The sequence below is a fragment of the Sandaracinus amylolyticus genome, from assembly GCF_021631985.1.
GTDB classification, from domain to species: Bacteria; Myxococcota_A; Polyangia; order Polyangiales; family Sandaracinaceae; genus Sandaracinus; species Sandaracinus amylolyticus_A.
Map to the genome: position 1 here is coordinate 1,010,817 of NZ_CP070225.1, position 22,937 is coordinate 1,033,753.

Here is a 22,937-nt window from a genome sequence, read left to right on the forward strand (position 1 = left end):
CAGCTCCTCACTTGTACGAGCGCTGGGTGAGCTTGACGTACTCGAACGTCAGCGGTTCCTTCTGGAGCTCCCAAGAGCGCGCGCCCGCGCCCTTCCACTCCCAGGCCGCGACGTACGCGAACTTCTCGTCGTTGCGCTGCGCTTCGCCTTCCGGCGTCTGGAACTCCTCGCGGAGATGGCAGCCCGCGCTCTCCTCGCGGTCGAGCGCGTCGAGGCACATCAGCTCGCCGAGCTCCATGAAGTCCGCGACGCGCCCCGCCTTCTCGAGCTCGCGGTTGAGCGTCTCGCCGCCGCCCGTGATCTTCACGTCGCGGTGGAACTGCTCGCGCAGATCCGGGATCGCCGCGAGGGCCTGCTTCAGGTCCTTCGCGTTGCGGGCCATGCCGCAGTTGTCCCAGATGATCGCGCCGAGCTTGCGGTGGAACTGATCGACCGTCAGGCGGCCCTTCTGGCCGACGTCGACGAGCTTCTGGAAGCGCTCCTTCGCCTCGCGGAGCGCGTCCTTCACGGCCGGGTGCGACTCGTCGACCTTCGCCTTGCCCTTGCGCGCGAGGTAGTCGGTGATCGTGTAGGGCAGCACGAAGAAGCCGTCGGCGAGGCCCTGCATCAGCGCGCTCGCGCCGAGGCGGTTCGCGCCGTGATCCGAGAAGTTCGCCTCACCCGCGACGAAGCAGCCGTCGATCGTGCTCATGAGGTTGTAGTCGACCCAGAGCCCACCCATCGTGTAGTGGGTCGCCGGGTAGATGCGCATCGGCATCTCGTACGGGTCCTCGCCGGTGATGCGCTCGTACATCTCGAAGAGGTTGCCGTACTTCTCCGCGATCGCGCTCTTGCCGTCGCGCTTGATGGCCGCGCTGAAGTCCAGGTAGACGCCGCGCCGGACGCCCATGACCTCGGGGCCCACGCCGAGCCCGTCGTCGCACACCTTCTTCGCCGCACGCGAAGCGATGTCGCGCGGGACGAGGTTGCCGAACGCCGGGTAGCGCTCCTCGAGGTAGTAGTAGCGATCCGACTCCGCGATCGTGCGCGGGTCCTTCGACGCGTTGCTCGCGTCCTTCGGCACCCACACGCGGCCGTCGTTGCGCAGCGACTCGCTCATCAGAGTCAGCTTGCTCTGGTACTCGCCCGCCTGCGGGATGCACGTCGGGTGGATCTGCGTGAAGCACGGGTTCGCGAAGAGCGCGCCCTTCTTGTGCGCGCGCCAGATCGCGGTCGCGTTGCAGCCCTTGGCGTTCGTCGAGAGGTAGAAGACGTTGCCGTAGCCGCCGGTCGCGAGGATGACGACGTCGGCGGTGTGCGCCTCGATCTTCCCGGTGACGAGGTCGCGGGTGACGATGCCGACCGCGCGCCCGTCGGCGACGATCACGTCCACCATCTCGCAGCGCGTGTACATCTTGACCTTGCCGCTCGCGATGGTGCGCTCGAGCGACGAGTACGCACCGAGCAGCAGCTGCTGGCCGGTCTGACCGCGCGCGTAGAACGTGCGCGAGACCTGCGCGCCGCCGAAGCTGCGGTTGGCGAGGAGACCGCCGTACTCGCGCGCGAAGGGCACGCCGAGCGCCGCGCACTGGTCGATGATGTTGACGCTGACCTCGGCGAGGCGGTGGACGTTGCTCTCGCGCGCGCGGAAGTCGCCGCCCTTCACCGTGTCGTAGAAGAGGCGGTGGATGCTGTCGCCGTCGCCCTGGTAGTTCTTCGCGGCGTTGATGCCGCCCTGCGCGGCGATCGAGTGCGCGCGGCGCGGCGAGTCCTGGTAGCAGAACGCCTTGACGTTGTAGCCGAGGTCCGCGAGCGACGCGGCGCCGGCCGCGCCGGCGAGCCCGGTGCCGACCATGATGACGTCGAACTTCCGCTTGTTCGCCGGATTGACCAGCTTCATGTCGAAGCGGTGCTGTTCCCAGCGCTTTTCGATCGGGCCCGTCGGGGCGTTCGAGCGCAGCTCCATCTCGTGTTGCTCCTGAAAGGCGAACGGAAGTCGAGGAAGAACTCAGCCGCTCAAGGCGTGGGCGGCAGCGCGGGGAGGTCGGGCACGTCACCGCCGACGACGCGCGCCATGATCGTGAGCGGGATGAGCACGTTGCCGAGCGTGACGAACGCGGCGAACGCCATCGCGGCACCGCGCACGCGCTGATCGAAGCGCGGCGAGCGGAGACCGAGGCTCTGCAGCAGCGACTGGCCACCCTGGTAGAGGTGGAAGCCGAGCAGGATGTTCGCGAAGACGTAGAACGACGTGACCCACACGCTGCGGAAGCCGTAGACGACGTTGAGATAGACGTCGTGGGGATCGAAGCGGTAGCCCTGGATGACGTCGGCGCCGATCGTCAGGTGCGCGAGGTGGAACGCGATGAACGCGAACACGATCGGGCCCGAGAGGATCATCGTCTTGCGCGCGTAGCGCATCAGCGGGCCCTGGTCGCCGACGTCGCTCGAGACCTTGTAGCGGTTGGGGCGCGCCGCGCTGTTCGCGACCGCGAGCTGCACCGTGAGGCCGACGTGGACGATCAGCGCGAGCAGCAGGACGGCGCGCGCCGTCCACAGCGCCTTCGGCATCGAGTGCAGGAATTCTGCGTACGCGTTGAGGTGCTCGGGGCCGAGGAAGACCTGCAGGTTGCCGATCAGGTGCCCGATCACGAAGGCGAAGAGGATCGCGCCCGTGATGGCGACCAGCGCCTTCTTGCCGATCGAGGTCCGCGTGAGGGTCAGCGCCTTCTGCATCGTCGGTTCCCGTGCTCTTGCCGCGCCCCTGCGCGTGAGGCGCGCCAGCTATACACCCATGTTTTCGGAATTCAATCGCGATCCGCAGTGACGCACACCTGCGGGGCCGCGGGCGGATCGACGTAATCGACCTCCACACCACGGTGCGTGCGCAGCGTGGTGACACCACGCTCGCGGCGGACGATCCAATCGGGACCGACCGGCACCTTCCCCATCCCGCCCGGGGTGTCGACGATCAGCTTCGGCAGCGCGATGCCACCGACGCGTCCTTGCAGTCGCTCCATGAGATCGATCCCGGTCTGGAGCGGCGTACGCAGGTGCGACGTGCCGCGGACCGGGTCGGCCTGGAGGAGGTAATAGGGCCGCACGCGCGCGCGCACCAGGCCTCGGAAGAGCGTCTCGAGCGTTCGTGCGTCGTCGTTCACGCCGCGCAGGAGCACGCTCTGGTTCATCACCGGGATGCCGTGATCGACGAGGCGCGCGCACGCCTCGCGCGACTCGGGCGAGAGCTCCTTCGGATGGTTGAAGTGGGTCATGACCCAGACCGACGGGTGCGATCGCAGCGCCCGACACAGATCCGACGAGATGCGCTGCGGCAACGTGACAGGGGCGCGCGTGGCCATGCGCACGACCATCACGTGCTCGATGCGCGCGAGGCGCTCGAGGATGGCCGCGATGCGCGCGTCGGTGCCCACCAGCGGGTCGCCGCCCGAGACGATCACGTCGTGGATCTCGGGGTGTGCCTCGATCCATGCGAAGGCGGGCTCGAGCTTCTCGAGCGCGCGCACGCCGCCGTCCTGACCGACCATGCGCGAGCGGGTGCAGAAGCGGCAGTAGACCGAGCAGCGATCGGTCGCGATCAAGAGGACGCGATCGGGGTAACGGCGGACGAGGTGGGGCGCGACCTCGTGCGCTTCTTCGCCGAGGGGATCGCGGAGATCGCCGGGGACCTCGCGCGCCTCCTCGATGCGCGGCACGCACTGCAGGCGGATCGGGCAGTGGGGATCGTGGCGATCACAGAGCCCGAGGTAATAGGGCGTGATCGACATCGGGAAGCCGCCCGCGAGCGCGCGGCGCGTGCCCTCGCGCTCCTCCGGCGTGAGCTCCAGCGCAGCTTCGAGACCGGCGAGGTCGGTGATCGCGTGGCGGACCTGCCAGCGCCAGTCGGACGCATCGAGGCCCGCGTCGTCGTCGGCAGGCGGGCGGGCCGACGGCAGGACGGGGAGCGACATCGCGCGCGAGCATGACAGCGAAGCAGTGCTGCGGCGAACGCGTGGGCGTCCCCGGCGAGCAACCGTTGCGTGATCGGGACGAGGTGGCGCGCGCCGGGTGGGGGGCATTGCGGTGCGGTGCGGAAGAAATGCACCATCCGGCCCGGATCGCGCCTGGTCCGCTTCTTGGTCTTGGCCCGGCGCGCCCCGCGAGGCGGGACCTTCCCGCAGCCTTTCTCGCGCCACGCGTCCCAGGGGGGATGCGCGCTGTGGACGTTCCGATCCGGAAGAGAGCCAGGAGGACAGGAATGAAGACGATCACGAAGCTCACCATCTCGCTCGCCATGCTCGGTCTCGTCGCGTGCGGGTCGTCGGAGACGGCCGAGACACCGGCGGTGGAGGCCCCGGCGGCCGAGGCGCCCGCGGCTCCGGCGGCACCGGCGGCCGAGCCCGCTCCGGCGGCGGCCGAGCCCGCGGCCGAGGCAGCTCCGGCGGCCGAGGCGGCTCCGGCGGCGGGTGGCGGTGGCGTCTGCGCCCGCGCGCAGGAGTGCTGCACGGCGTACGTGAACGCGATGCCCGGCGGCGCGGCGAGCGGCGCGGGCGCGGCCTGCGATGCGCTGCGCCAGACGGCGGCGGCGGGCGCGTCGGCGGAGCCGGCCTGCCAGGCGGCGATCGACGGCTACCGCCAGTCGCTCACCGCGATGGGCACCGCGGTCCCCGCGGCCTGCCAGTGATCGGCTGAGGGCTCGGCCCTCTCGCCACGAAGAGCGCGCGCTCGCGGTCACGCGGGCGCGCGTTCGTTTTTTCAGCGGTGTTCGCGGGCGGCGACGTTGGTACGATGACGCCCAGGCATGGAGCGGGGCGGGAACGGGACGGTCGTCCTGGTGGACGGCGGGTCGTCGGTCGTGATCGACACGCGCGCGTGGCCGGTGGTGATCGCGACCTGGTTCGGCGAGCCGACCGAGACCCTGGTCGATCGCTACTTCGAGTCGCACGCCGAGGTGGTCGGTCGCGCGCGCACGAACCGCGAGCGCTTCGTGCTGATCACCGACACGTTCGCGACCGGCGCGCCCTCGCCGAAGGCGCGCAAGCGCATCGTGGACCTGACGGCCGCGCAGGCGGCGGACGTCGCGAGGCTCACGCTGCGCAGCTTCGTGGTCATCGAGAGCATGCTGATGCGCGGGGTCGTGACCGCGCTGGCGTGGATCTACCCGAAGATGTCGGAGTCGGAGAACGTCGCGACGATCACGATCGCGCTGGAGCGGGCGTTCGCGGAGCTCGACGCGGCGCGCATCCCGCGGCCGGTCGGGATGACCCCGCGCGACTACCGGCGGCCGACTCGCCCCGCGTGAAGCGGGCAGGGTGCCCGCGCGTCGATTGAACGCGTGCACCCGGCGGCCGGAGCGGCGAGAATCGGCCCGGCCGTCTGGAAGGCTCACCCCGGAGGACCCGTGAGACGACTCGTTCCCCTCCTGCTCGTCGCACTCTCGATCGTCGGCTGCGGCAGCGCGACCATTCGCGCGCGTGGCTCGGCGACGATCGTGGCGAGCGCGCCCCCGCCCCGCCCCACCGTCGTCGTGACGCCTCCCGCGCCGCCGATGCAGGGCGCGATCTGGGTCGAAGCCCACTGGGAGTGGCAGGCGAACGCGTACGTGTGGATCGACGGCTACTGGCTCGAGCCGCAGCCGGACTGCGCGTACATCCAGCCGCACTGGGAGCGCCGGGGCGCCGGGTGGGTCTACGACGCGGGCGGGTGCCGTCGTCGCGACGGTCAGGTGGTGGTCACGCCGCCGCCGGGCCACCGAGGCACGGTGGTGGTCACGCCGCCGCCGCGTGCGAGCGGGACCGTGGTGGTGACGCCGCCGCCGCGCTCGTCGGGTGGAACGGTGGTGGTGACGCCGCCGCCGCGCTCGACCGGGACCGTGACCGTGACGCCGCCCCCGCAGTCGTCGGGCGGGACCGTGGTGGTGACGCCGCCTCCGCCGCGCGGCGGGACGGTGACCGTGACGCCGCCTCCGCAGTCGTCGGGTGGGACCGTGGTGGTCACGCCGCCGCCGCCCCGTGGGGGGACGGTGACCGTGACGCCGCCTCCGCAGTCGTCGGGTGGGACCGTGGTGGTCACGCCGCCGCCGCCCCGTGGGGGGACGGTGACCGTGACGCCGCCTCCGCAGTCGTCGGGCGGGACCGTGACCGCGACGCCGCCTCCGCCGCGCGCTGGCGGAACGGTCGTGGTGACGCCGCCGCGCGAGACGACGCCTCCGCCGCGTGGTGGGGTGACCGTGACCACGCCTCCGCCGCGTGAGACCGAGGTGCCGCAGACGCCGCCGCGCACGACGGTGACCACGCCTCCGCCGCGCCAGGCCGAGGTGCCGCAGGCGCAGCCGCCGCGCACGACGGTGACCACGCCTCCGCCGCGTCAGGTCGAGGCGCCCGAGGCGCCCCGCGGTGGTGGCCGCGGCGCGACCGTGACCACGCCTCCGCCCCGCACCGGCGGCGGCGCGACCGTCGTGCTCCCCGATCCCCCGCAGCGCGAGGCCCCTCCGCCGCGGCTCGAGGCGCCGGATCCCGAGGTGCGCCCGGTGGGCCCCGATCCCCGCACCCGCGTGCGTCCTCGCCGAGAGCCGGAGCAGGTGCAGCCGCCCCTGCCGCGTGATGCGGTCCGCACCGCTCCGCGCTGAGCGCCGTCGGGCGCCGTGGTGGGCGCTCTCGTTCGTCGTGGTGATGGCGTGCGGCTCGGGCGAGAGCGCTCCTCCGGCTCCGGAGGAAGCGCCCGCCGAGCCGGCGCCCACACCCTCGGTCGCCGAGAGCGCGCCGGCCGCGACACCCGCTGCGCCGGCCGAGGAGCCCGCCGAGCAGCGTGCGCCGGCCGACGCTTGTGCGCGCGCCCAGTCGTGCTGTCCCGCGTACGTCGCGGCGCTGCCGCCTTCGGGGCGCGGCGAGGCGGGTGAGGCGTGCGCCTCGCTCGCGCTCGCGGCGGAGCTCGAAGGACAGGCGCGCGACGAGGCGTGCCAGGGCGCGCTCGAGGGCTTCCGGTCGTCGCTCCAGGCGACCGGCCTCGGCGTGCCCGAAGCCTGCCGCTGAAACCTTCCTGAGCCACGGCGCTCGCCCCGCGGCACTGAACAGGGCTGCGCCGTCCTGGTGCGCGTTCCGACAACCATCTTCGAGGTGTCATGCGTTCGATCCGAGCTCTGGGTGTCTTCTTCGTGCTCGCGGGTGTGCTCGCGGCGTGTGGTGGTGGGAACGGCGGCGGGACGGAGGGCGCGTCCGGCGGCGATCAGCACGCGGGTGGCGATGCGTGCGAGGCGAGCGCGTGCGGGCCGCGCCCCCAGATGCCGAACAGCCCCTGCGCCGATGGCGTCACCGTCGCGGGCCCGGCGTGCGAGCGCGACGCGAACGGGCGCTGCGCGTGGGTGATCCGCGAGTGCCCGCCCACTGCGCCGACCGGCGGCGGAGCCGGAGGCGCGGCCCAGGGCGCGATGTGCGGCGGGATCGCCGGCGTCCAGTGCGCGTCCGGGCAGTTCTGCGACTTCGGGAGCCACTGCGGCGCGGGCGACCAGAGCGGCACGTGTCGCGCTCAGCCCGAGGTCTGCGCGGAGATCTACCAGCCGGTCTGCGGCTGTGACGGGCGCACCTACGGCAACGAGTGCGACGCGAACCGCGCGGGCGTGAGCGTCGCGTCGCAGGGCGAGTGCGCTGCGGCGGCGGGCGGCGGCGCAGCGGGCGGAGGTGGTGAGCGCGCGTGCGGCAGCCGCGGGCTCGCGCCGTGCGGAGCGGACGAGTTCTGCGACTGGCCGGCGTCGGCGCAGTGCGGCGCGACGGATGCGCCCGGCGTGTGCCGGCCGCGCCCCCAGATGTGCACGCGCGAGTTCAATCCGGTGTGCGGCTGCGACGGGCAGACCCATCCCACGCGCTGCGTGGCGAACTCGCAGGGCGTGTCGGTGGCCCACGACGGGCCCTGCTGAGCTGCCGGCCCTCTCACGCGCGGGTGTTCGCCAGCGCTGGCCGGGGCCACATGGCGGTCTCGTCGCGTGTCGAGAGGAGACCGCATCGGGATCGTGGGCGCGGGGATCGCCGGGCTCACCGTCGCGCGCGCGCTGCGCGCGGCGGGTCGGGCCCGCGTCACCGTGTTCGAGCGCGAGCCGCACGTCGGCGGCAAGTGCTGCACGGTTCGTGTCGGTGATCGCGAGTACGAGCTCGGCGCCGCGATCATCTCGCCGCTCTACACGAACGTGCGGCGCCTGATGCGCGCGACGAGGACGCCCTGGGCGCCCGTCGCGTCCATCGCGTACGCGACGCCCGACGGCGCGATCCAGAGCCACCTCCTGCCGCCCGGGATGGAGCGGCGCTTCGTCTCGTTCGGCGCGGAGAGCGCGCGCTGCTTCGCGGAGATGCTGCGCGATCGTGCGCTCTGGCGGCCGGGCTTCGCGCACCTCGCCGAGAGCTTGCACCTGCCGTTCGAGACGTGGGCCGAGCGCCACGGCTACACCGATCTCGCGGCGATCGTGCGGCCGTGGTTCACGGGGTTCGGCTACGGCTATCTCGAGGAGATGCCGGCCGCGTACGTGCTCAAGTACATGACGGTCTGGGGCTTCCCGTTCGCGCAGCTCCCGGGCGGCGGCGTGCGGGCGCTCTGCGAGCGCATCGCGCGCGAGCACGACGTGCGCACCGACACCGAGGTCCGGCGTATCGTCCGCGGCGACGACGGCGTGATGCTCGAGACCTCGGCGGGGCGCGTCGAGCTCGACTGGCTGGTGCTCGCGTGCCCGCTCGACGAGGTGCTCTCCGTGCTCGACGCGAGCGACGAGGAGCGCGCGCTCTTCCGGCGCATCCGCACGATCGACTTCCGCGTCGTCGCGGCGACGGTGAGCGGGCTCGCGCCGCACCCGTTCACGTTCTGCGTGCCCAACATGCACCGCTCGGGCGCGGGCGAGCCGGTGTTCTGGTATCGACGCTGGGCCGACCGACCGGTGTGGACGTTCTACGTCATCGAGGACGGCGATCCGTCGCTCGACGAGACGTCGAGGCGGGTCGAGCGCGCCGTGCGGCGGCTCGGAGGACGGCTCCACGAGATCCACCACGCGCGTGCCTGGCGCTACTTCCCGCACGCCGATCGCGACGCGATGGACGAGGGGTTCCACGCGCGCCTCGAGGCGCTCCAGGGCGTGCGACGGACGTTCTATGCGGGCGAGCTGCTCTCGTTCCCGACGCTCGAGACGGTGACGAGCTACTCGTCGGATCTCGTGGCGCGCCGTCTCGCAGAAGCCGAGCGCGTCACGTCCCATCCGCGATGACGTGCCGCACGATGACGCCGCCGGTGCCGACGACGTAGACGTGACGTCCGAGGCGCTCGATCTCGCGCGCGTGGTTGCCGCCGAGGTCGAGCTCGATCGGCGACCACGTGCCGTCGGCGCTCCGCGCGAGCGCGGTGCCGCGCTCTCCGACCGCGAGCGGACGGCCATCGGGGCCGAGCGCGATCGCGTCGAGCGTCGCGCCGCCGTCGTGCTCGCGCGTGCAGCCGCTCGCGCCGATGCGGACGATCGTGCCGGCCTCGCCGACCGCCCACGTGCCCTCGGGCGTGCGCAGCACGGCGCGCAGCGACCGCTCGGTCTCGCACCCGACGCGCTCGGCGCCGCTCGAGGTGATGCGCACCACCGTGCCTCCGTCGCCGACCGCGATCGCCTCGTCGGGCGTGCCCGCGATCGCCCAGAGATCGCCGGCGTCGCGCACCCGCGACGCGCTCAGCGACTCGACCGTTCCGCGCACCAGCGTCCCGCCGGTGCCGACCACGAGCACGCGACCATCGGCGCCGATCAGCACGTCGCGCAGCGAGGCATCGGTCGGCGACTGCACGAGCGTCGCTCCGTCCCAGCGCACCTCGACGATCGCGCCGAGATCGCCCACCGCGAGCAGCCGCGACTCGTCGATCGCCGCGAGCGCCGCGAGGCCGGCGTCGGTCGGTGACGTGCTCTCCTCGAAGCCGTGCTCGCGCTCGCGCACGATGCGGCCCCACTCGCCCACCGCGACCAGCGCGCCGCCGATCATCGCCACGTCGCGCAGCGGCACCGTCGGTCCCGCGGTCGCGGTGCGGACGTAGTCCTCTTCGATCGTCGCGATGCGCCCACCGGCACCGGCGATCCACGTGGTCTCGTCGCGCGCCCCCGAGACGCCGTGCCATCCGCGGTCGAACCCGCTCGGCATGCGCACGACGTTCGTGCCCGACGCGAGCAGCACGGTGCCCTCGCTGCCCACGATCGCCGCGCGCCCGCGGTCGCAGGTGATCGACGTGATCGACTCGCCGGTGTCGAGCGCGGTCCGCACGTTCTGCCACGCACCGGTGGCGCGACGGCGCAGCAGCGTCGCTTGATCGCCGCCCGCGTAGAGATCGCCGCTCGCGCAGCCACCGATCGCGCGCAGCGTCACGCCGAGCCCGGAGTCCTCGGTCGCGCGCGTGCCGTCCGCGAAGCGCAGGATCGTGCCGCGCTCGCCGACGACCCACACCAGGTCGCCGCGCTCGTGCGCCGCGGTGAGCGCGACCGTGGTGCCGGTGTCGAGCGCGCTGACGTCCTCGCCGCGCACGCGCAGCAGCGTGCCGCCGTCGCCCGCGATCAGCGCCTCGAGGCTCGAGATCGGCAGCACCGCGCGCAGCGTCTGCGCCGTGCCGCTCGTGATCGGGCGCGGGCCCTGCGGCGTGAGGCGCACGATCGTGCCCTCGTCGCCGACCGCGAGCGCGCTGTCGTCGCTCACCCACGCGACCGAGCGCAGCGAGCGCTCGCTGCCGCTGCGCCACGTCACGAGCAGTCCGTTCAGGAAGCGCGCGGCCGCGCCGTCCTGCCCGACGAGCACGACGAGCCCGGGGCCGCCGACGTCGACGTCGTACCAGGTCGGCATCGCGCGCGGGCGCGGGTTCAGCCACGTCCATCCGCCGCCATCACCGCCGCGCGGCGCGAGCGCGCGCGTGACCGGATCGCGCGGCGTCGGGAGCGCGATCGGATCGGGCTCGCGCGGCACCTCGGGATCGCGATCCGTGATCGCATAGGTGACGATCGCGATCGTCAGCAGGCCGAGCAGCGCGAGGCCCGCGAGCATCGGCGCGCGCGAGCTGCCCGCGACGCGGCTCGCGGCCGCGGCGTCTTCTTCCTCTTCTTCGGGCGTCATACGGCGTTGGGTCGCGGCCATGGCAGCAGGGGAGTGATCGCGCGACTCGAGCAGCGAGGGCGCGCGCGTGGTGGGCGCGGCGGCGCCGGTGAGCACGGGCGCGACGTGAATCGCGCGCAGCGGCAGGAGCGCATCGCGCACCGATGCGATCGACGAGGGACGCTCGCTCGGCTCCTTCGCGAGCATCCGCTCGACGAGCGCGACCAGCTCGCGCGGCACGTCGGTGCGCCACTCCGCGATGCGCGGCGCGGGCTCGGTGCAGATCTTGAGCACGAGCATCGGATACGACGTGTCGTCGAAGGGGTGATGCCCGGTGAGGATCCGGAAGAGGATCACGCCGATCGCGTAGACGTCGGCGCGATGATCGACGTCGCGTTTCCCCTGCGCCTGCTCGGGCGCCATGTAGTACGGCGTGCCGAGCGCCGTGCCGGTGCGGGTGCGCGCGTCGGCGCCGTCGATCGAGTCGCGGATCTTCGAGACGCCGAAGTCGAGCACCTTCACGAAGTCGCGGCGATCAGTCCGCGAATCGGCAGACGACGTGGGATCGCCCTCGCGCGTCGTGAGGAAGACGTTCTCGGGTTTGAGATCGCGGTGCACGATGCCCTTCGCGTGCGCGGCGGCGACGCCCTCGCACACCTGCGCGACGATCTTCGCGGCGCGCGCGACCGGGAGCGGGCCTTCGTCCTTCAGCACGCGCGCGAGGTCGCGACCCTCGAGCAGCTCGAGCACCATGAACAACGAGCCGTCGTCCATCTCGCCGAGGTCGAGGACCTCGACGATGTGGGGATGACCGATCTGCGTGGTCGCGAGCGCCTCGCGGCGGAAGCGCACGACGATGTCGGCGTCGCGCGCGAGGTGCGCGTGCAGCACCTTGATCGCGACGCGGCGCTTGAGGGCGACCTGCTCGCCCTCGTACACCGCGCCCATCCCGCCCTCGGCGATCTTGCGCAGGACGCGATAGCGCCCGTCGAGCGTCGCGCCGAGCCAGGGATCCTTCGCGCTCGTCGCGGGGCGGGTCTGCCTCTCGTCCACGGGCGCGAGCATACCCTCGACGAACACGCGCGAGACCTGTCTAGAATGGCCGCGCGCGTGCTCGCGTCGGAGCACGACCGGAGGATGCCTCGATGAGATCAGCGCTCGCCGCTCTCGCCGCCCTCTCGATGATCGCGCTCGCGATCGCGTTCACGCCCCCCGAGCGCGTTCTCGCCCAGGACTTCGAGGCGCAGTACCGCGTGGCGCTCGCGCACAAGCGCGCAGGGCGTCTGCCCGAGGCGCTCGCCGCCGCACAGGAGGTCGTGCGCATGAGGCCACAGCACGCGGCCGCGCACTTCACGATCGGATCGATCCTGCGCCAGCAGGGACAGTACGAGCAGGCGCTCGTCTCGTTCCGGCGCGTCATCGAGCTCGAGCCGAACAACGCGGACGGACACGCGATGGCGGGCGCCGCGCTCGCGCGCCTCGAGCGCTGCGAGGAAGCGGTGCCGGAGCTGCGCCGCGCGGTGGAGATCAACCCGCACGACGCGTCGAGCTGGGGCAACCTCGGGGCGTGCCTGCGCCGGATGCGGCGCGTCGAGGAGGCGATCACGGCCTATCAGAACGGCCTCCGTGAGAACCCGGGCAACCCCGATCTGCTCAACAACTACGCGGTCGCGCTCCGTCAGGTGGGGCGCGCCGGTGATGCGATCAGCGTCCTCGAGGCGGCGCTGGCCCGCGTGCCCGACGACGCGAACATCCACCTCAACCTCGCGACCGCGTACCGCTCGCAGTCGCGCTGGCCCGAGGCCGCGCGTCACTTCGAGGCGTGGTCGCGCGCCGAGCCCGCGCCGCGTGATCCCGGGCCGCTCTTCGACATGGCGTACGCGTACGAGCAGATGGGCCGTCGCGACGACGCCGCGCGCGTGTACGAGCGCTACATCGGGATGGTGCGCGACCCCGATCAGCGGCAGACGGCGCAGGATCGTCTCGACGCACTGCGTTGACGCGTCCGCGAGCAGGGGGAGTGAATCTCTTCACCGAGTCGTGATACGAACGTCGGCGACGCATGAGCCTGCTGCGACGCCTGTTCGGTGGCTTCGGTGAGCGCCCACCCGCGCCGCCGCTCCTCCTCAGGGTGCGCGCGGGCTCGGGCGCGATCCCCGAGCAGGTCGAGCTCGTGATCACCTGGGCGTCGGGGCGCCGCGATCAGCGCTCGGTGTTCGCGGCGCAGGGCCTCTGCATCGTGCCGTGGCGCGTCGGCGAGAACGCGGTGCAGATCGGCGTGCGCGCGCTCGGTGGGCGCGGGGCGCTGCGCGTCAGCGCGCGCGAGAACGCGAGCGGCTCGGTGCACGAGGTGCGCCTCGCCGACGAGCTCGCGGCCGAGTAGCGCCGCCCGCGATTGCACCGGCGCACCGCTGCGACGATGCTCCGCGACATGGCCCTCGACGCGATCGCTCTCCTCCGTCTCTCTGCTTCGGACCTGCCCGGCGGCGCCGTGGTGCGCACGCTCGACGACGGCGTGCTGGTGCGCACGCGCGCGAGCTTCGCGTCCGAGCCCGACGAGCTCGCGGCCGCGCTGCGTCGCGTGGTCGGCGACGCGCTCGATCGTCATCGCGACGAGCGCGGCGTGCTCATCATCCCCGACGTCGCGAAGCCGAGCGGCAAGACGTACGAGTCGGTCGTCGACGAGGTGGGCGAGGGCGGGACGTGGATCTCGCTCGAGGAGGAAGACGAGGGCGCGTTCGAGGGTGGCGATCTGCTCGCGACGATGATGAACGCGATGTCGAGCCCCGAGATGCAGAGCGCGATCGCGCGCGCCCGCGACGCGATGGCGGGCGCGGGCGGCGCGGACCCCCAGCGCATGATGGAGATCGCGCGCTCGATGTCCGCGGGGATGTCGCCGAACGTCGACGCGACCACCGAGGCCGAGATGAAGCGCATGGTCGAGCAGCACGGCGCGGGCGAGATGCCGGTCGATCTCGGTGCGCTGATGAGCGATCCCGCGTTCCAGCGCATGGTCGACGACGTGCGCACGCAGCTGCTCTCGGACCCGACGAAGCTCGCGCAGCTGCAGGAGATGTTCGGCGCGCTCGAGGGCGACGAGGACGACGAGGACGAACGCGACGAGGACGAAGAGAAGCCGTCCTGAGCGCCCTCACGGCGCGAGCAGCGTGCGCGCGCGGTGCAGCCACGCCGAGAGGCGCTGCGCCGCGGGCATCGCGGAGAGCACCAGCTCGAAGCGTCGTCCGCTCTCGTTCCGCTCGACGTGCACCAGCACCGCCTCGAGCGCGTCCGCCAGCGCGATGCCGAGCGCGCGATCGCGCTCGGCGCGCTCCTTCGACTCTCCCGACATCCGCTCGCGGATCGATCGCGCGAAGCGCTCGAAGCTGCCGTCGCGCGCGCGGTCGATCGCGCCGTCCTCGAGGGCGACGAGCGTGAGCCGGAAGCCCTCGCCCTCGGGGCGCATCTCGACGTGCTGGCGCTCGGTCTCGAGCCGGAGCGCCGCGCCGCTCGGCACTGCGACGCGCACTGCCCGTGCGTCGCGATAGCCCGAGGTGCCGAGCATGCGCTCGAGCTCGTCGAAGCAGCGCACGGTCTGCTCCTCCGCGCGTCGCACCCGCAGCGTCGGCGGGGCGGGCTCGCGCACCTCGCGCACCGAGGGGTCGCGCAGCTCGCGGGTGACGCGCAGCACGCTGTCGTCGCCGTCGGCGTACGCCTGCGCGAGCGAGAGGCCCTTCTCCTGGTACGCGACCGCGAAGGGCCCGCGCACCTTCGCGATCTCGAGCGCGCGCTTCGCGCTCGCGACGCCGACCACGACTGCGCGGTCGGTCCGCGCGTCGCGCGCGACGACGTGGAACTCGTCCTCGATCCACGTGACGCGCACGTCGGCGTAGCGCGCACCCGGCTCGCGCAGCACCGCGTGGCGTCGCTCCACGAGCTTGCCCGCGCGATCGAGCACGCCGGCCTCGACGAGATCACCCTCGTCGTAGACCAGCGCGAACGCGGCGCGCGCGCCCGCGCCGTACGCGTCGAGCGACGTGACGTTCCCCGGGAGATCGTGGCGCACCAGCGACCCGCGGCCGCGCGCTCCGTCGGCGACGACGAGTCGACGCTCGCTCGCGTACACCGCGACGAGCAGCGGCGCTTCCGCGGCGTGCGCCGCGGCGAGGCGCACGCGCCCTTGCTGCACGATCAGCGGCTCGGGCGCGCGCTCGAACGTTCCGTCGCGGTGCGCCACGAGCACGCGCACGCTCTCGCCGTCCTCGGCGGACACGTGGGTCGCGTCGCGCGAGGGCGCGATCGCGAGGCTGCGTGCGCCCGGGATCACGCGCTCGGGCGCGCGCGCGAAGTCCTCGCCGTCGTCGCGGATCACCGCGAGCCACGCGCCGTCGTCCTGGCACCACACGCACGCGACGCCCTCGTCGAGGTGGAAGAGGCGAGGCGCATCGGTGCGGGTGCGATCGCTGGTCCCGAGCGGGATCGGAGGGCGCGCGTACTCGGGCGCGAAGCGCTGGATGATCGACGCGGCGGCGCCCCACGGTGCGCTCCACGCGAGCGCATAGCCGCGCTGCGCGTGGAGCATCTCGATGGGAACGGCCGCGAGATCGTCGCTCACGCGCGGCCCGAGATCGCGCTCCGCGCTTCCGCGACCAGGGCCGCGGTCGATCCGTCGTGCGGCTGCGTCGGGCCGCCGCGCAGCTCGCCCTCGATGGTCTTCGCGAGCTGCTTGCCGAGCTCGACGCCCCACTGATCGAAGCTGTTCACGTTCCAGATCACGCCCTGCACGAAGATGCGGTGCTCGTAGATCGCGAGCAGCGCGCCGAGCGTGCGCGGATCGAGCCGGCGGAACGTCATCGTCGTGCTCGGGCGATTGCCCTCGAAGACCTTGTGCGGCGCGAGTCGCTCGATCGCGTCCTTCGAGAGCCCCTGCGCCTCGAGCTCGCGCTTCACGACCTCGATCGACTTGCCGACCATCAGCGCCTCGGCCTGCGCGATCACGTTCGCGAGCAGCAGCGTGTGCTGATCGCGCAGCATCGACGCGAGCGGCTCGGGCGTGCCGGGGCGCGGCCAGTCGGGCTCGAGCGGCGCGAGGAAGTCGATCGGCACGAGGCGCGTGCCCTGGTGCAGAAGCTGGTAGAACGCGTGCTGTCCGTTGGTGCCCGGCTCGCCCCACACGATCGGTCCCGTCGTGTAGCCCTCGACGCGGCGGCCCTGATGGTCGACCGACTTGCCGTTGCTCTCCATGTCGCCCTGCTGGAGCCACGCGGGCATGCGATGCAGGGCCTGCGAGTAGGGCAGCACCGCGAACGTGTCGGCGTCGAAGAACGCCGCGTACCACACACCGAGCATCGCGAGCACGACCGGCACGTTCTGCTCGAGCGGCGCGGTGCGGAAGTGCTCGTCGATCGCGTGCGCGCCAGCGAGCAGCTCCTCGAAGCGCTCGAACCCGACCGCGAGCGCGATCGGCAGACCGATCGCGCTCCACAAGCTGTAGCGCCCGCCGACCCAATCCCAGAAGCCGAAGGTGCGCTCGCGCGCGATGCCGAACTCGCCGACCTTCGCGTGGTTCGTCGACACCGCGACGAAGTGCGAGCGCACCGCGTCCTCGCCGAGCGCGCTCACGAGCCACGCGCGCGCCGCCTTCGCGTTCGCGATCGTCTCCTGCGTCGTGAACGTCTTGCTCGCGACGACGAAGAGCGTGGTCTCGGGCCGGAGGCCGTGGAGCGTCCGCGCGAGGTGCGCGGGATCGACGTTCGACACGAAGTGCGGCCGGATCGGCCCGTCGATCCAGTACGGGCTCAGCGCCTCGCACACCATCAACGGCCCGAGATCGCTGCCGCCGATGCCGATGTTCACGACGTCGGTGATGCGATCGCCCTTCGCGCCCCGCAGCGCGCCGCTCCGGAGCTCGCCCGCGAACGCGCGCATGCGATCGAGCACCTCGCGGACCTCGGGCATCACGTCGTTGCCGTCGACGAGGATCGGCCGCGACGAGAGATTGCGCAGCGCGACGTGCAGCACTGCGCGTCCCTCGGTCTCGTTGATCGGCTCGCCCGCGAACATCCGATCGCGCATCGCGGGCACGCCGCACTGCTCGGCGAGCCTCGCGAGCAAGCGCAGCGTCTCGTCGGTGGCGCGGTGCTTCGAGAGATCGACGCGCACGTCGTCGTGGTGCAGCACCATGCGCTGCGCGCGTGTCGGATCCTTCGCGAAGAGCTCGCGCAGCTGGACGCCGCGGATCGCGTCGGCGTGCTTCGAGAGCTCGTTCCAGGCGGCGGTGTCGGTCGGTCTCGGCATGTCGACTCCGCGCATATCGCAACGGACACGGCGCACGCAACCCGTGGCCCTCTGCAGGAGTGCTCGTCCCGGGCGGACCCGGACGGGAGCGCGCGCAGCGCGCGGACGGGAGCGACGCCGGGCGAGCCGATTGTTGGCCCTCTGCAGGAGTGCTCGTCGCGGCGGACCCGGACGGGAGCGCGCGCAGCGCGCGGACGGGAGGGACGCCGGGCGAGCCATTGTTGGCCCTCTGCAGGAGTGCTCGTCGCGGCGGACCCGGACGGGAGCGCGCGCAGCGCGCGGACGGGAGGGACGCCGGGCGAGCCGATTGTTGGCCCTCGACGTTCGTGAGGCGGCGCCCCAGGCTCGGCGCGCTTTGGCTGCTGCATCACCCAACGGCGAGCCCTCGCGCGCCCTCGTCCACGCCGCGCTCGTCGGGGTCCAGCTCGCGTTCGCCTCGCTCTCGGTCGCGGGCAAGGTCGTCGTCCGGACGCTGGACCCGAGCGCGCTCGCGCTGATCCGGCTCGCGGGCGGAGCGCTCGTGTTCGGTGTGCTCGCGCTCGCGCGTCGTGATCGCGATGCGCCGCCAGTGCCGCTGCGCGACGTGCTCGCGATCGCGGGCTGCGCGTCGCTCGGCATCTTCGGCAACCAGGTGCTCTTCCTCCACGGACTGCGCCTCACGAGCGCGGTGAACGCGACGGTGCTCGTCGCGACGATCCCGATCTTCACCGTCCTCGCGGCGATCCTCCTGCGCCGCGAGGCCGCGCGCGCGAACGCGCTGCTCGGCGTGCTCGTCGCGTTCGCCGGCGTGCTCTGGCTCGTCGGTGGGCCGCGCATCGAGGCCGAGAGCGCGCTCGGTGATCTCCTCGTGGTCGGGAACTCGATCGCGTACGCGTTCTATCTCGTGCTGGTGCGCGACCTCGCGCTGCGCCACGGATCGATCCGCGTGGTCGCGATCGGCTTCGCCGCGGGCACGCTGCTGGCGATGCCGCTCGGCGTGCCGGCGCTCGTCGCGCAGGCCCCGACGATCACCACCGAGACCTGGTGGCTCGTGCTCTACGTCGTGCTCGTGCCGACCGTCTTCACGTACCTCGCGAACGCGTGGGCGCTGCGCTTCGCGAGCTCGTCGATGGTCGCGATCTACATCTACGTGCAGCCGCTCTTCGCGGCGTCGCTCGCGTGGACGTTCCTCGACGAGATGCCGAGCCCGCGCGTCCTCGGCACCGGGCTCGCGGTGTTCGCGGGGATCTGGCTCGTCACGCGCCCCGCGCTCACGTCAGCACCTCGTCCCGCGCCGTCGGGCGCGCCCCCGCCGGCGTCCGATCCCGCGCGATGATCGCGATGCGCCCGTCGCCCTCGAGGATCGCCCAGCGCACGTCCTCGACGCGCGCGACGCCCGCCTTGTGCATCTCGCCGAAGAGATCCTCGACCGACACGCGCTCGAGGTTCATCGCGTCCTCGACGATCTTCCCCTCGGACACGAGCACGGTCGGATGGCTCTCGAGCACCTTCGCGGCGCGCGGGAACCGATGCGTGATCACGCTCGTCGCGAACACGAGCAGGAACAACGTCATCACGCCGATCGCTGCGTTCGTGAGCGAGTGATCGCCGTCGTGCAGCGACTCCGAGACGATCTCGGGGACGATCATCAGCGTGACGAGCTCGAAGGGCGTGAGGCTGCCGAGCTCGCGCTTGCCCATCACGCGGAACGCGACGAACAGCACCACGTAGATGATCGCGACGCGAAACACCGTGTCCACAGCGCGCCTCCTCAGGGGAATACGAACGTCGAGAGCTCGATGCGCGCCTCTTCGCCGCTCTGATCGCGCACCCGCAGCACGCCCTCGTGCGGGCCCGCGCCGTCGGCCTGGAACTGGAGCAGCACACGCGCGCGCCCACCCGGCTCGATCTCCCCGACGTCGGCTGCCCACGCGCGTCGCGGCGACGGCGTCATCTCGACCGCGATCGCCTCGCGCAGGTACTCGGGCGAGATCGCGACCTCGGCCTGCGTCGCCTCGGGCCCTCGGTTGACGAGATCGACCTGCAGCAGCGCGTAGCGGTTCTGGCGGACGCGCTGCGGGATCTCGGCGTGCACCTCGAGCGGCCCGACGCGCTGCGTGACGTGCTTCTCGTGCGCATCGAAGAGCCCGCCGAGCGCGAGCGCGGGCGGCACCGCGAAGAGCAAGAGCCCGATCCACTGGGCACGCGGCAGGTGCAGCCGCGGCCGTAACTTCGGCGGCGAGGGCGGATGGCTCGCGTGCTCGAGGGACGTCGTCGTCACACGCCCGAGAACAGCAAAGCACGCGCCTCGACCGCAGAATGCCGCGCGGGCGGCGATCTCGTGGCGATGCGTCGCAGCGCGGGGCGGACCGCCGCGACGGGCGGCGTACCATCACGACGACGATGGCACCTCGTGCCCCCTTCGCGGGGTCGGCGACCCGCGCGTTCTGGATGCCGTGGGCGCCCGCGATCGGCGTCGCGGCGGGTCTGCTGCAGGCGCTGCCGATCCGCACCGGCTTCGACTGCTGCTGCATGCCGTGGGCGGGGATCGCCGGCGCGATCGCGACGTTCGTGATCGTGCAGAAGGCGAGGGCGCGCATGGAGCCCGCCGAGGGCGCGCTCGTCGGGCTGATCACGGGCTCGGTCGCGGGCCTCGTCGGCGGCGTGGTCGCCGCGCTCCGCGAGATGCTCTTCGCGAGCACCGGCCTGATCGCACCGTTCTTGTCGAACGAGGTCGAGCTCACGACCTCCGACGTGCTGCGCTTCGTGTGGGCGGGCGCGGCGACGTTCTTCGCGTATCTCGCGCTCTCTCCCGCGCTCGGCGCGATCGGAGGCGCGGTGGGCGCGGCGATCGCGAGGCCGCCGAGCCCACCGCCTGCGTCGTGATCAGATCGGCCCGGTGAACTCGCAGTCGTTGCCGCACTCGTCGTCGTCGACGTCGTTGCCGTCGTCGCACTGCTCGCCGCGCGTGAGGATCCCGTCGCCGCAGACCTCCTGGCAGCTCGACTGGATGCGATCGAACCCGTTCAGATCGAGCCGGAAATTCGAGCCGCAGCCGCGCCGCTCCGCGTGGAAGAGCGCGAATTCGTAGATGCGACCCACCTCGAGCCCGAGGTCGCGCGACGCCTGCACGCAGGTGCCGGTGCACGACGCGGTGCCATCGGCGTTGAGGGTGATCGTCCCGGTGAGCTGTCCGTGGATGCCCCCGAGGTCGAGCGCGAGCTGGCCTCCGACGAACACCCAGACGTCGTCGTCGCCGCTGAACGTGAGCTGCTCGCCGCCCTCGAAGACGAACCAGTAGCGGACCTCCGAGGTGAACCCGAAGTTGTGCGCCGGGGTGCAGTCCTCACGCTCGACGCCCGCCTCGACCCAGCCCGCTCCGTCGAGCGGGAAGAAGCCGTCGCCGGTGGGCGAGAACGTGTACGTGCCGCTCGCGCCGCGCGTGAGCGGCAGCGACGAGACGACCTCGCGCGCGAGATCGCCCCCGCGGTACCACTGGTTCCACTCCAGCTCGCTGTGGGTCTGCCAGTTCCCCGACGCGTCGCCGCGGCACGTCCCGCTCGTCATGCCAATCTCGCAGACGCCCGTGTAGACCGGGTCGCCGTTCGCATCGAGCGTCGCCTCGACCATGCCCGACGAGACGCCCTGCGAGCCCACGGTGTGGCTGAAGTCCCGGTGACCCGTGCCGAGCGCGGTCGGGACCATCACGAAGTCGCGGAACACCGTCGGCACTTCGAGCGTGACCGGCGGGAACTCGTCCGGCTCGGCGGTGCAGCCCCAGCCCGCCTCGATCGTGCACGTCGACGAGCATCCGTCGCCGTCCGCGACGTTGCCGTCGTCGCACGGCTCGTCGGGGAACTTCATCCCGTCGCCGCACACCGACGCGCACGCGCCGACCGCGCACTGCGGCACCACCACGCACGCCGAGCAGCCGTCGAACGGGAACTCGTTGCCGTCGTCGCAGTCCTCGCTGCCCTCGGGCGTCCCGTCGCCGCACACGGTGCGACGGCACCCGCTCGCCTCGCAGACCCAGCCGTTCTCGACCTTGCAGGTCTCCGAGCAACCGTCGCCCGGCGCGTCGTTCCCGTCGTCGCACTCCTCGCCGAGCGCGCCCACGCCCGCCACGATGCCGTCACCGCACTCGCGCGCGACGCAGGGCAGCCCCGCGCCCGGGCACCGCCATCCGTCCTCGAGCATGCAGGTCGCGTTGCAGCCGTCGCCCGGCGTCAGGTTGCCGTCGTCGCACTGCTCGAGCCCCTCGACGAACCGACCGTTGCCGCACGCGTCCTCGATGCGGGCGTCGAGCGGCCCGCCGTCGATCGGGGTGTACGCGTCGGGAGTGCCACCGCCGCCCGCGTCACCCGGGTCCGCGGGGTCGCGTTCGGTGCAGGCGAAGAGCGAGAGCGAGCCGACGATCAAGACAAGACCAGAGAGCCGCTGCATGGAGCCACCTCTAGGTGGCCGATGCTAACGATCGCAACGATCGCGTTCCAGACGTGCCGCTCGGATTAACCGCGATTTCACAGGCCGGCCGCGGCGCGGTCGAGCAGCTGATCGAGCTCCCGCATCAGCGGCGCGTTGTCCTTCTGGTCGTAGGTCGAGAGCGCCTCTTCGCACTGCTCGATCGACGCGACGAAGTCGCGCACGACCTTCGGGTCGTCGAGCGACTCGGCATAGCGCCCGTACCCCAGCTTCTGCAGGTAGCGCCCGTTGAGCACCTGCTCGTACTGCCCGCCCACCGGCACGCTGAGCATCGGCTTGTGGAGGAACACCGCCTCGCCCATCAGCGTGAACCCGCCGCCCGCGATCACCGCGCGCGCCGACGCGAGGTCGTCGATGAACCCGGTCTCGCTGAACGGCCGGTAGCGCAGGTTTCCCTCGACCTGCTCCTCCGTGATGTTCCGCCGCATCCCGTACACGCGGCACTCGAGCCCGGTCTTCTGCAGCGTGTCGACGAGCCCCTCGTAGCCCTCGGCGGTCTGGTACACGAGCAGGTGATCGCCGCGCGAGCGCTTCGCCGAGAGGATCTCGGGCCGCAGGATCGGCTTGTGGAGCGAGGTGCGCTCCTTGCGGATCGGCGGATGGAAGAACGTCGTGATCAGGTACCAGTCGCAGAAGGGCAGCTTGCTCTTCACGAACGCCTTCGCGATCTCGAAGTCCGCGCGGTGCCCTTCGATCGCGTCGTCGTCGATCCAGCAGCGATTGAGCACCTGCATGTTGTCGATGCTGATTACCGGCAGGCGGTGCGCCTTCGCGTAGAAGTACGTCCACGACTCGAAGTCGCTGATGACGCACTCGGGCGCGAAGTCCCCGAACAGCTCGAAGTACGCGGCGATCTGCTTGGGCAGCGCGGCGGTGCCCTTGAAGACGTTCTCGAAGAGCGTCTTCCCGCGCCGGACGCGGTTCTCCTCGTAGACGATGTGCAGGCCGTGGATGCGGTTCACCTCGGTGCCGGTGAAGCGCTTCTTGAGGAAGTCCACGGCGCGCCCCGACGCCATGATCTCGACCTCGTGCCCCTGCGCGAGAAGGTGCTCGAGCACGACGCGCGAGCGCATCGCGTGGCCCATTCCTTCACCGACGACGCCGTAGAGGATCCGCATGCGC

General features: G+C 72.2%; 21 protein-coding genes. 11 read left to right on the plus strand and 10 right to left on the minus strand.

Features of this window, described 5'->3' with window-relative positions:
- Nucleotides 1-7: 7 nt before the first annotated feature.
- The 3 genes from I5071_RS04175 to I5071_RS04185 form a co-directional block, all read right to left on the minus strand.
- Entirely contained in the window at nucleotides 8-1,945 is a 1,938-nt protein-coding gene (locus tag I5071_RS04175; protein ID WP_236604078.1) for a fumarate reductase/succinate dehydrogenase flavoprotein subunit, read from the minus strand.
- Between the two features lie 50 nt (nucleotides 1,946-1,995).
- The gene (locus I5071_RS04180; protein ID WP_236604079.1) at nucleotides 1,996-2,715 is read right to left on the minus strand and encodes a succinate dehydrogenase cytochrome b subunit; all 720 of its coding nucleotides are present in this window, start codon (nucleotides 2,713-2,715) and stop codon (nucleotides 1,996-1,998) included.
- A 71-nt stretch (nucleotides 2,716-2,786) separates the two neighbouring features.
- Nucleotides 2,787-3,947, minus strand: a complete 1,161-nt coding sequence (locus tag I5071_RS04185) for a KamA family radical SAM protein (RefSeq protein ID WP_236604080.1) — start codon at nucleotides 3,945-3,947, stop codon at nucleotides 2,787-2,789.
- A 287-nt stretch (nucleotides 3,948-4,234) separates the two neighbouring features.
- Between I5071_RS04185 and I5071_RS04190 the strand changes: the two genes are divergently transcribed.
- The 6 genes from I5071_RS04190 to I5071_RS04215 all read left to right on the plus strand — a co-directional run bounded on the left by I5071_RS04190 (nucleotide 4,235) and on the right by I5071_RS04215 (nucleotide 9,217).
- Entirely contained in the window at nucleotides 4,235-4,660 is a 426-nt protein-coding gene (locus tag I5071_RS04190) for a hypothetical protein (RefSeq protein WP_236604081.1), read from the plus strand.
- A 117-nt stretch (nucleotides 4,661-4,777) separates the two neighbouring features.
- Nucleotides 4,778-5,278, plus strand: coding sequence for a hypothetical protein (locus tag I5071_RS04195; protein ID WP_236604082.1), 501 nt, complete (start codon nucleotides 4,778-4,780; stop codon nucleotides 5,276-5,278).
- 99 nt (nucleotides 5,279-5,377) lie between these two features.
- Entirely contained in the window at nucleotides 5,378-6,604 is a 1,227-nt protein-coding gene (locus I5071_RS46575) for a hypothetical protein (protein ID WP_268921209.1), read from the plus strand.
- Nucleotides 6,579-7,007 carry a hypothetical protein gene (locus I5071_RS04205; protein ID WP_236604083.1) on the plus strand — a complete coding sequence of 143 codons (429 nt, stop codon included), beginning with the start codon at nucleotides 6,579-6,581 and terminating at the stop codon, nucleotides 7,005-7,007. Before I5071_RS46575 ends, I5071_RS04205 begins: the two co-directional genes overlap by 26 nt.
- An 89-nt stretch (nucleotides 7,008-7,096) precedes the next feature.
- Nucleotides 7,097-7,888, plus strand: coding sequence for a Kazal-type serine protease inhibitor domain-containing protein (locus I5071_RS04210; RefSeq protein ID WP_236604084.1), 792 nt, complete (start codon nucleotides 7,097-7,099; stop codon nucleotides 7,886-7,888).
- Between the two features lie 66 nt (nucleotides 7,889-7,954).
- Nucleotides 7,955-9,217, plus strand: coding sequence for an FAD-dependent oxidoreductase (locus tag I5071_RS04215; RefSeq protein WP_236604085.1), 1,263 nt, complete (start codon nucleotides 7,955-7,957; stop codon nucleotides 9,215-9,217).
- Here the strand turns inward: I5071_RS04215 and I5071_RS04220 are convergent.
- A complete protein-coding gene (locus tag I5071_RS04220; protein ID WP_236604086.1) occupies nucleotides 9,198-12,113 on the minus strand; it encodes a protein kinase domain-containing protein in 2,916 nt (971 codons plus the stop codon). The genes I5071_RS04215 and I5071_RS04220 overlap by 20 nt on opposite strands.
- A gap of 92 nt (nucleotides 12,114-12,205) precedes the next feature.
- Between I5071_RS04220 and I5071_RS04225 the strand changes: the two genes are divergently transcribed.
- The 3 genes from I5071_RS04225 (at nucleotide 12,206) to I5071_RS04235 (ending at nucleotide 14,205) form a co-directional block, all read left to right on the plus strand.
- The gene (locus tag I5071_RS04225) at nucleotides 12,206-13,060 is read left to right on the plus strand and encodes a tetratricopeptide repeat protein (protein WP_236604087.1); all 855 of its coding nucleotides are present in this window, start codon (nucleotides 12,206-12,208) and stop codon (nucleotides 13,058-13,060) included.
- Nucleotides 13,061-13,122: 62 nt separating this feature from the next.
- Entirely contained in the window at nucleotides 13,123-13,443 is a 321-nt protein-coding gene (locus I5071_RS04230) for a hypothetical protein (RefSeq protein WP_236604088.1), read from the plus strand.
- A gap of 48 nt (nucleotides 13,444-13,491) precedes the next feature.
- A complete protein-coding gene (locus tag I5071_RS04235; protein ID WP_236604089.1) occupies nucleotides 13,492-14,205 on the plus strand; it encodes a hypothetical protein in 714 nt (237 codons plus the stop codon).
- A gap of 6 nt (nucleotides 14,206-14,211) precedes the next feature.
- Here the strand turns inward: I5071_RS04235 and I5071_RS04240 are convergent, their stop codons facing one another.
- Nucleotides 14,212-15,672, minus strand: coding sequence for a hypothetical protein (locus I5071_RS04240; protein ID WP_236604090.1), 1,461 nt, complete (start codon nucleotides 15,670-15,672; stop codon nucleotides 14,212-14,214).
- The gene (pgi, locus tag I5071_RS04245; protein ID WP_236604091.1) at nucleotides 15,669-17,354 is read right to left on the minus strand and encodes a glucose-6-phosphate isomerase; all 1,686 of its coding nucleotides are present in this window, start codon (nucleotides 17,352-17,354) and stop codon (nucleotides 15,669-15,671) included. The genes I5071_RS04240 and pgi overlap by 4 nt, the downstream gene beginning before the upstream one ends.
- A 355-nt stretch (nucleotides 17,355-17,709) precedes the next feature.
- Here pgi and I5071_RS04250 point away from each other — a divergent pair, with 355 nt between their 5' ends.
- Nucleotides 17,710-18,669 (plus strand): DMT family transporter, encoded by a 960-nt coding sequence (locus I5071_RS04250; protein ID WP_236604092.1) that lies wholly within the window; start codon nucleotides 17,710-17,712, stop codon nucleotides 18,667-18,669.
- Here the strand turns inward: I5071_RS04250 and I5071_RS04255 are convergent.
- Together I5071_RS04255 and I5071_RS04260 are read right to left on the minus strand one after the other, a co-directional pair.
- Nucleotides 18,605-19,093, minus strand: a complete 489-nt coding sequence (locus I5071_RS04255; protein WP_236604093.1) for a DUF421 domain-containing protein — start codon at nucleotides 19,091-19,093, stop codon at nucleotides 18,605-18,607. The two genes, I5071_RS04250 and I5071_RS04255, sit on opposite strands and share 65 nt — an antisense overlap.
- An 11-nt stretch (nucleotides 19,094-19,104) precedes the next feature.
- On the minus strand, nucleotides 19,105-19,518 hold the full coding sequence (locus tag I5071_RS04260; RefSeq protein ID WP_236604094.1) for a hypothetical protein: 414 nt from the start codon (nucleotides 19,516-19,518) through the stop codon (nucleotides 19,105-19,107).
- A gap of 218 nt (nucleotides 19,519-19,736) precedes the next feature.
- Here I5071_RS04260 and I5071_RS04265 point away from each other — a divergent pair, with 218 nt between their 5' ends.
- A complete protein-coding gene (locus I5071_RS04265; RefSeq protein WP_236604095.1) occupies nucleotides 19,737-20,219 on the plus strand; it encodes a hypothetical protein in 483 nt (160 codons plus the stop codon).
- On the opposite strand, the gene I5071_RS04270 is transcribed toward I5071_RS04265, so the two are convergent.
- Nucleotides 20,220-21,776: a DUF4215 domain-containing protein gene (locus tag I5071_RS04270; protein WP_236604096.1), complete on the minus strand. Its 1,557-nt coding sequence runs from the start codon at nucleotides 21,774-21,776 to the stop codon at nucleotides 20,220-20,222.
- A gap of 77 nt (nucleotides 21,777-21,853) precedes the next feature.
- Nucleotides 21,854-22,933, minus strand: a complete 1,080-nt coding sequence (locus I5071_RS04275) for a glycosyltransferase family protein (RefSeq protein WP_236604097.1) — start codon at nucleotides 22,931-22,933, stop codon at nucleotides 21,854-21,856.
- Between the last annotated feature and the right edge of the window lie 4 nt (nucleotides 22,934-22,937).